The sequence below is a fragment of the Paenarthrobacter sp. PH39-S1 genome (genome assembly GCF_030063245.1).
In the GTDB taxonomy this organism is placed as follows: domain Bacteria; phylum Actinomycetota; class Actinomycetes; order Actinomycetales; family Micrococcaceae; genus Arthrobacter_M.
The window spans coordinates 1-5,716 of record NZ_JASISR010000074.1 but is presented as its reverse complement, the minus strand read 5'-3'; the positions used below and the strand labels follow the sequence as shown (position 1 = coordinate 5,716).

General features: G+C 60.2%; 6 protein-coding genes and 2 pseudogenes. 3 read left to right on the top strand and 5 right to left on the bottom strand.

Annotated elements, in window-relative coordinates:
* Window positions 1-275 precede the first annotated feature (275 nt).
* Together QMG52_RS21335 and QMG52_RS22535 are read left to right on the top strand one after the other, a co-directional pair.
* Window positions 276-1,115 (top strand): annotated as a pseudogene (locus tag QMG52_RS21335) (IS3 family transposase); the annotation flags it as partial.
* A 546-nt stretch (window positions 1,116-1,661) separates the two neighbouring features.
* A pseudogene (locus QMG52_RS22535) lies at window positions 1,662-2,066 on the top strand (RES domain-containing protein); the annotation flags it as partial.
* A gap of 66 nt (window positions 2,067-2,132) precedes the next feature.
* Here the strand turns inward: QMG52_RS22535 and QMG52_RS21330 are convergent.
* Together QMG52_RS21330 and QMG52_RS21325 are read right to left on the bottom strand one after the other, a co-directional pair.
* Complete coding sequence (locus tag QMG52_RS21330; RefSeq protein ID WP_502920593.1) at window positions 2,133-2,414, bottom strand: transposase; 282 nt, start codon at window positions 2,412-2,414, stop codon at window positions 2,133-2,135.
* Between the two features lie 58 nt (window positions 2,415-2,472).
* Complete coding sequence (locus QMG52_RS21325) at window positions 2,473-2,697, bottom strand: hypothetical protein (RefSeq protein WP_283562358.1); 225 nt, start codon at window positions 2,695-2,697, stop codon at window positions 2,473-2,475.
* Window positions 2,698-2,794: 97 nt separating this feature from the next.
* Here QMG52_RS21325 and QMG52_RS21320 point away from each other — a divergent pair, with 97 nt between their 5' ends.
* On the top strand, window positions 2,795-3,010 hold the full coding sequence (locus QMG52_RS21320) for a hypothetical protein (RefSeq protein WP_283562410.1): 216 nt from the start codon (window positions 2,795-2,797) through the stop codon (window positions 3,008-3,010).
* A gap of 264 nt (window positions 3,011-3,274) precedes the next feature.
* Here the strand turns inward: QMG52_RS21320 and QMG52_RS22530 are convergent, their stop codons facing one another.
* The 3 genes from QMG52_RS22530 to QMG52_RS21310 form a co-directional block, all read right to left on the bottom strand.
* Window positions 3,275-3,742, bottom strand: a complete 468-nt coding sequence (locus tag QMG52_RS22530) for a DUF5134 domain-containing protein (protein WP_502920594.1) — start codon at window positions 3,740-3,742, stop codon at window positions 3,275-3,277.
* Between the two features lie 195 nt (window positions 3,743-3,937).
* Window positions 3,938-5,563 carry an APC family permease gene (locus tag QMG52_RS21315; RefSeq protein ID WP_283562409.1) on the bottom strand — a complete coding sequence of 542 codons (1,626 nt, stop codon included), beginning with the start codon at window positions 5,561-5,563 and terminating at the stop codon, window positions 3,938-3,940.
* A partial coding sequence (locus QMG52_RS21310; RefSeq protein ID WP_283562411.1) for a copper amine oxidase occupies window positions 5,560-5,716 on the bottom strand: 157 nt, incomplete at its 5' end. The genes QMG52_RS21315 and QMG52_RS21310, both read right to left, overlap by 4 nt.

Genomic DNA, 5,716 nt, shown 5'->3' with positions numbered 1-5,716 from the left:
GCGCCTGAGCGAGACGGCGACAGCGCAGGCGGCGGCGTCAAGGAGTGACCGGCCAGGGTCAGGCAGTGACCTCTTGCACGCCCCGGAACCCGGCAGCGGCATAGACACCCAGGATGCCACCTAGGTGGCGAAGAAATCCAGCTCCTCCTTCTCAAGGACTCCTGACATGGGATAGTCAGCTGTTTGGCTGACCGTTGGATTCCCGGGCTTTTCGTCGGTCGGCGAGCTGTTAATTTTCCTTCGACTGTTAAAAAACTGAGCCCGCCAACCTGAATTCGGTCGTGAAGATGTGCCGCTGGTTAGGCGTCTCGACGTCCGGTTTCTACCACTGGCTGACGCGCCCGCAATCGGCGACTGCCACTCGCCGGAAGGCCCTGATAGCGCGGATCCAACACTATTTCGAGGAGTCTGAAGGCACCTACGGGTATCGCCGGATCCACGCCGACCTCGCCGCGGAACAGACCGAATGTTCACCCGAACTTGTGCGGCAGCTCATGGGCCAGGAGGGCCTTGTGGCCTGCCAACCCCGGCCATTCCGGGTCACGACCGAGGCCGACGCCTTGGCCGCGGCCAACATGCCCGACCTCGTCAACCGTGACTTCACCGCCACTCGCCCCGGGGTAAAGTTTGTCGGCGACATCACCTACATCCACACCTGGCAAGGGTTCATCTACCTGGCCACCGTCATTGACTGCTACTCCAAGAAGGTCGTCGGCTGGTCCATCGCCGATCACATGCGCACCGAACTCGTCGCCGACGCACTCAACAACGCCGCCGCAACGACCCTGATAGAGCCGGACGCGATCTGGCATTCCGACCGCGGCAGCGTGTATACCTCGGCCGGGTTTCGGGCCTTGGTGACCGGCTTGGGGATGCGCTCATCGATGGGCCGCACGGGCGTGTGTTGGGATAACAGTATGGCGGAATCTTTCTTCTCGATGCTCAAGAACGAGCGTGTGTGTCGGACCGTTTACGCGACGAAATCACAAGCCCGCAGCGACGTGATCCGCTATATTGAGGGGTTTTACAATAGTCGGCGCCGACACTCCGCGCTCGATTACCGACGCCCTAACGAAGTCCACTATGGTTATCAACAGCCAGCACTGGCAGCGTAGAAGAATCCACCAATTCCGCTGTCCGAAATCCTCGCGGCAGCTCACACCAACAGCGGGGACATCGACCCCGGCCGGAACGGCTACCTCACCATCCGCCTCGACCCGCTCCCCACCCGCCGGGCCACCACCGCGATCGCCGAACTCTGCGACTACCTCACCAACACCGAAACCAGATACCCCGGCACCGACCGAATCCTCCGATTCGAGATCAAAAACCGCGAAGCGTCACCACCAAATTAAATGGCTACGTCCGGCGGCCTGGACCCGGACCCGCGAGTAGTGGCTATTTGAGTTGGAATTCCTGGCGGGGTGTGGATTTCGGCGTTTTTTGGGTCCTGGGCACGACGCGGCCCGGCTGTCGTGCCGGGTGGGCGGAGCCCGCACTGCGTCTCGAGTGGTCTTTCTCGTGTGGGCGGGCAGGGCTGGCTGAGGGTTAGCCCGAAGTTACGTGGGCCGTGACGTGTGAATCCCCGCCATGGCGGGGATTTCACTATTTCCAGGGTTCCTCCTTCTGTCTACTTCAGGGCGAGCGGGACGGGTTGTCCAATGAGGTCGAAGGCGCGTCGCTGGATCGGGGTCGGTTGGGCCAGGGTCGGGATCGCCGGGGTTGTCTCGTCAGCTGACGGAAAACCAGGGCATCCTGACTACCTTCACAAGCCGCAGGGCAAAGGCCGGGTAGACAATCCGAGAGCCTACGACTCTTGGTACTACGCTCAGTCGCCCGAGGCTGCTGTCGGAGAGGTCTTTGGGGACATCACGGAGTGGGGCGACGACATGTTTGAGATACCGGTCCTGCCAAGAGCGTATCGGGTTCTGAGAACGTTTGAGTTGCCAGACGATCTGAACATTCTGGATTTCGATGACGCTCAAAATCTGCTCCAGCGCGACCTCAGGCCGACTCAGGTTATCGCACGGAACCGGGCAACGAGCCAAGCTTGGTCGCTGCGTCTGGTTTGTCTCCTCACAGAAAAACGGGGTCTCCGCCCTCGGTCTGCAGCGTGTCCTGGGGCTGGGTCCCTATGAGACGGCGTTCTTCTGCGAGGAGACAAACCAGACGGCGGCAAACCAGGTCCGCATCGGAGTGCGGGTGCGGTCAAAAATGGTCCCGGCTGTCACCGATGTCCGCCGTGAGCATCCCCGACACATCCATAGCCCAGCACCCGTACGCCAGCACTCGCCGGCGCGGCATTTAGGGCAGAGGAATCCATCTGGCCAGCGCAGCTTTGCCAGGTACTCCAGACACGCATCATCAGTACTGAACCAGTCCTGAAACTGTCCAAATGTATTGGGATAGTCCACGCCTGCGCCTTAGGGCGTGCCGCCCGATCATTCAAGGGGCGGGCGGCACCCCGGCCGACTAGCCGGCGTCGAAACTTTGTTCGCCGTTTTCCTTACCTTGATCCTCGATGCCCTGGCGGCGGTCAGTGCCCGAACCATCGGGCAGCGCGTCAGCGTCCTTGCGGGCTGGTTTTTGCGTGGCGGCCCCGTTCGGGTCCGCCGTACTCTCTGCGTCAGAGGCGCTTTCTTCGCTGCCTAGCGGATCCGGATTCTTCTCGTTGGGTGTCGCGTCAAATGATTGCATGTCACTCCCTGGTGGTGAAGGCGATTGATGTGGGCTTATGGACGAATCTATCCTCGGCCGCTGCAATTGTCGACCAGTTCCAGCCTTCTGCGGCCGTATGGTCGTACAGATCACCCGCACCCACGAGGAAGCGGTTAAGGAACTGCGGACCCGGATCGCAGAAGCCAACCAGGCTGCCCGTGACAATGCAGCATCCGCCGCCGAGGCCCGCGACCAGCTTGCCCTTGCAGTCCGGAAGCACGCCGAAGAGGTTGCGGCGCTCACGAGCCAGCTCGCCGAAGCCCGCGCCACCAGGATCGCCACTGAAACCTGATCACCCTGGGGCGGCTACGCAGCAGGCGACCACGACTAACCAACCGCAGCCAGGACCCAGACACCCCACGAATACAGACCACTTGAATAACGGCCGCTACCAGTAACCCACCCCTAGAACGAGGGGTGGTCGGCGTCGGGCGCATCGTATTCGCCGGGCTGGATGACCGCGTTGGCGGCAAATGAGGCACTCGGCGGGAACTGGCGGTTCTCCTACAGCAGAGGCTCAATCGCATCGCGAATTCTCGAAGCCCGTTGAACACACTCATTGAGTCTCCTTAAATTTTCTGCGTAAGGAGAAGTGGGGCCGTGGGGGGCGGCGGTCCGTAGGGTCCTTGGGGGACGGCGGTCCGTAGGGTCCTTGGGGGACGGCGGTCCGTAGGGTCCTTGGGATGGGGCTAGTGTGCTTGGGGGTCATGTCGTCATGGTGGCGCGGCATTGACATTCCGGACATTCCGCCTGACGGAATGATTCCCTGGCCGGCGGTGCTCACCTGACCCATCATTGCGATCATGAGGGCGGCGCCGGTCATGGTGAGGCTGTGGTAGGCGCATTTTAGTCGGCCCCGGGTATCCACGCAGAGTGTTTTGAATTCCTGCCGGGCGATTGCTTGAATGATAAACCACAGTGCCGCGCCGGTGAGGACTGCGATTTGAGCCAGCATGGTCGACGGCGCGAGGTTCCACAACGTGGCAGCCATCAGGACGTGCATGAGGGCATGAAGGCTTTTTATTAACCCGGTCCGTGAGCTGGCGTGACCTTATCGCCTGCAGGAAGTGATAGCTTGCGCTCAGCAGCAGGACGGCCGTGAGGGTCCAGGTAATTGCGGGGATACTGAACACGCCGATCACGCTCCCACTACTGGGTTTGGGTTAGGTACGGGTTCGGTCCCCCGATGCTGCTGTCGACAGCATCGGGGACCACCCGTTTAGGGCCGCTCCTTCTCCAGCTCTCGTTGTTCCTCCAAGGCGTGCTTCACTTCGAGTTCGAGTTCGACGTCGAGTTCGTGTTCGAGGTCGATGTCCATGCGGTCATCCAGAGCGAGCACGACGTGGCCGATGGTTTGATACTTGAGCGGATTGGTCTTCCGCAGGTAAAGTGCCTGACCGGCCCCCGTGATGAAGAGCGCAGCGGCGATGTAGGGGATGAGTTTGAAAAGCAGAGACGACGCTGCAGGCCCGGCAGCCGTGTTCAGGTTCAGAGACATCAGGATGACAACACCCAACATCCCCGCTCCACCGAGTATGGGAGCGACTTTGGTGCGCCACATTTTTTCTTCCGGATGGTGCGTGCGGAAATAGTTGAACACAGCGGCCATGGTGATGGTCTGCACAATCAGGAGCGAGAATGTCCCGAGCACAGCCAGAAGGACAAAGACATCCAGGTATGGATCCTTGTGTAAGAACCAGAACCCAAAAACCCACAAGATTGCAGCACCTGTCTGGACGTACGACGCGATGTAAGGGGATCCGTGCTTCTTATGGGTTTTGCCAAGTACGCCGGGCAGAATTCCTTCCCTTCCCAGCGCGTACATGTACCGTGATGCGGCGTTGTGGAAGGCCATGGCGCACGCGAAGGATCCGCTCATCATCAGCCATTGCATGACCAGAACCCACCCGTGGCCGACAAAGACGTCCGTGGGGTGAAAGAACATGTCCAGAGGATTGGCGCTTTGCGCCAAAACAATGGATTCTTTGGCACCGTTCCCGGCGACGGACATCCAGGAGACAAACGTATAGAAGACACCGACACCGGTGACCGCGATCATCGTGGCGATAGGGATGATCTTCTTCGGGTTCTTCGATTCCTCCCCATACATGACCGTCGATTCGAATCCGGTCCAGGACCAGAACGCGATGAACATGGCCAGTCCCGCCGAGGCGACCAGCAGACCGTTTGGTTTGAACGCGTTAACCGGATTCAGCGTCTCAGGCATCAGCCCGTCGGGACCCCCGCCATGGAAGAGCACGCCGAAGGCCATGACCGCCAGAATCGCGATCTCAGTGGCCAGCAGTACTGCCAGGATTTTCGCTGCGAGACTGATCTCAAAGTAGGTCAGCAGTCCGATGAGCAGAAAGCCGACCACCGCGAAAACCACCCATGAGACGTTCAGCCCCAACTGGTCCCGGAAAGCCAGCTCGCCGAAATAGGAGAAAATACCGATGATGCTGACTTCAAAGACCATGTAGCCGAAGGTGACCATGTAGCCGGTCCCGAGGCCGACCACGCGCCCCAAACCGCGGGAAATGAATCCATAGAAGGCGGCCGTTGACGTCACATAGCGGGCCATCGTCACATATGCGACCGCAAAGATCGACAGGATAACCGTCGCCCAGATATATGTTGCCGGGGTTCCGGTTCCGACACCGTAGCCAACCGAAAACGGGACATTTCCGCTCATCACCGTAATCGGTGCGGACGTCGCGACAGCCATGAAAACCACATCCCACAACCCCAGGGAGTTGGCTTTCAACTTACCCGGTTGGGAGTGGGGCTTGGGGACGCCGGAACTTTTCGTGTCTTTTGCTTTCCCCGCGTTGCTTGGCCGGGTCATGATTCGTTCCCGTCGCAGCACTGCCCGGTGTCGGTGGCTGCGGTGATGTTGCTGGGCAGGTTGAGGGTTGGGTTTTGGTCGAAGAAGCCGTGGGGTTCGATCATGAAGCCGATGTTTTGGCGGGGCATGACGGGCCAGTCTTCGAGCCGGACG

Excerpts from the sequence above, each read along its gene's own strand:
- QMG52_RS21320 (WP_283562410.1), top strand. The coding sequence starts at position 2,795 with ATGGTCGTACAGATCACCCGCACCCACGAGGAAGCGGTTAAGGAACTG.
- QMG52_RS21315 (WP_283562409.1), bottom strand. The coding sequence starts at position 5,563 with ATGACCCGGCCAAGCAACGCGGGGAAAGCAAAAGACACGAAAAGTTCC.
- QMG52_RS21325 (WP_283562358.1), bottom strand. The coding sequence starts at position 2,697 with ATGCAATCATTTGACGCGACACCCAACGAGAAGAATCCGGATCCGCTA.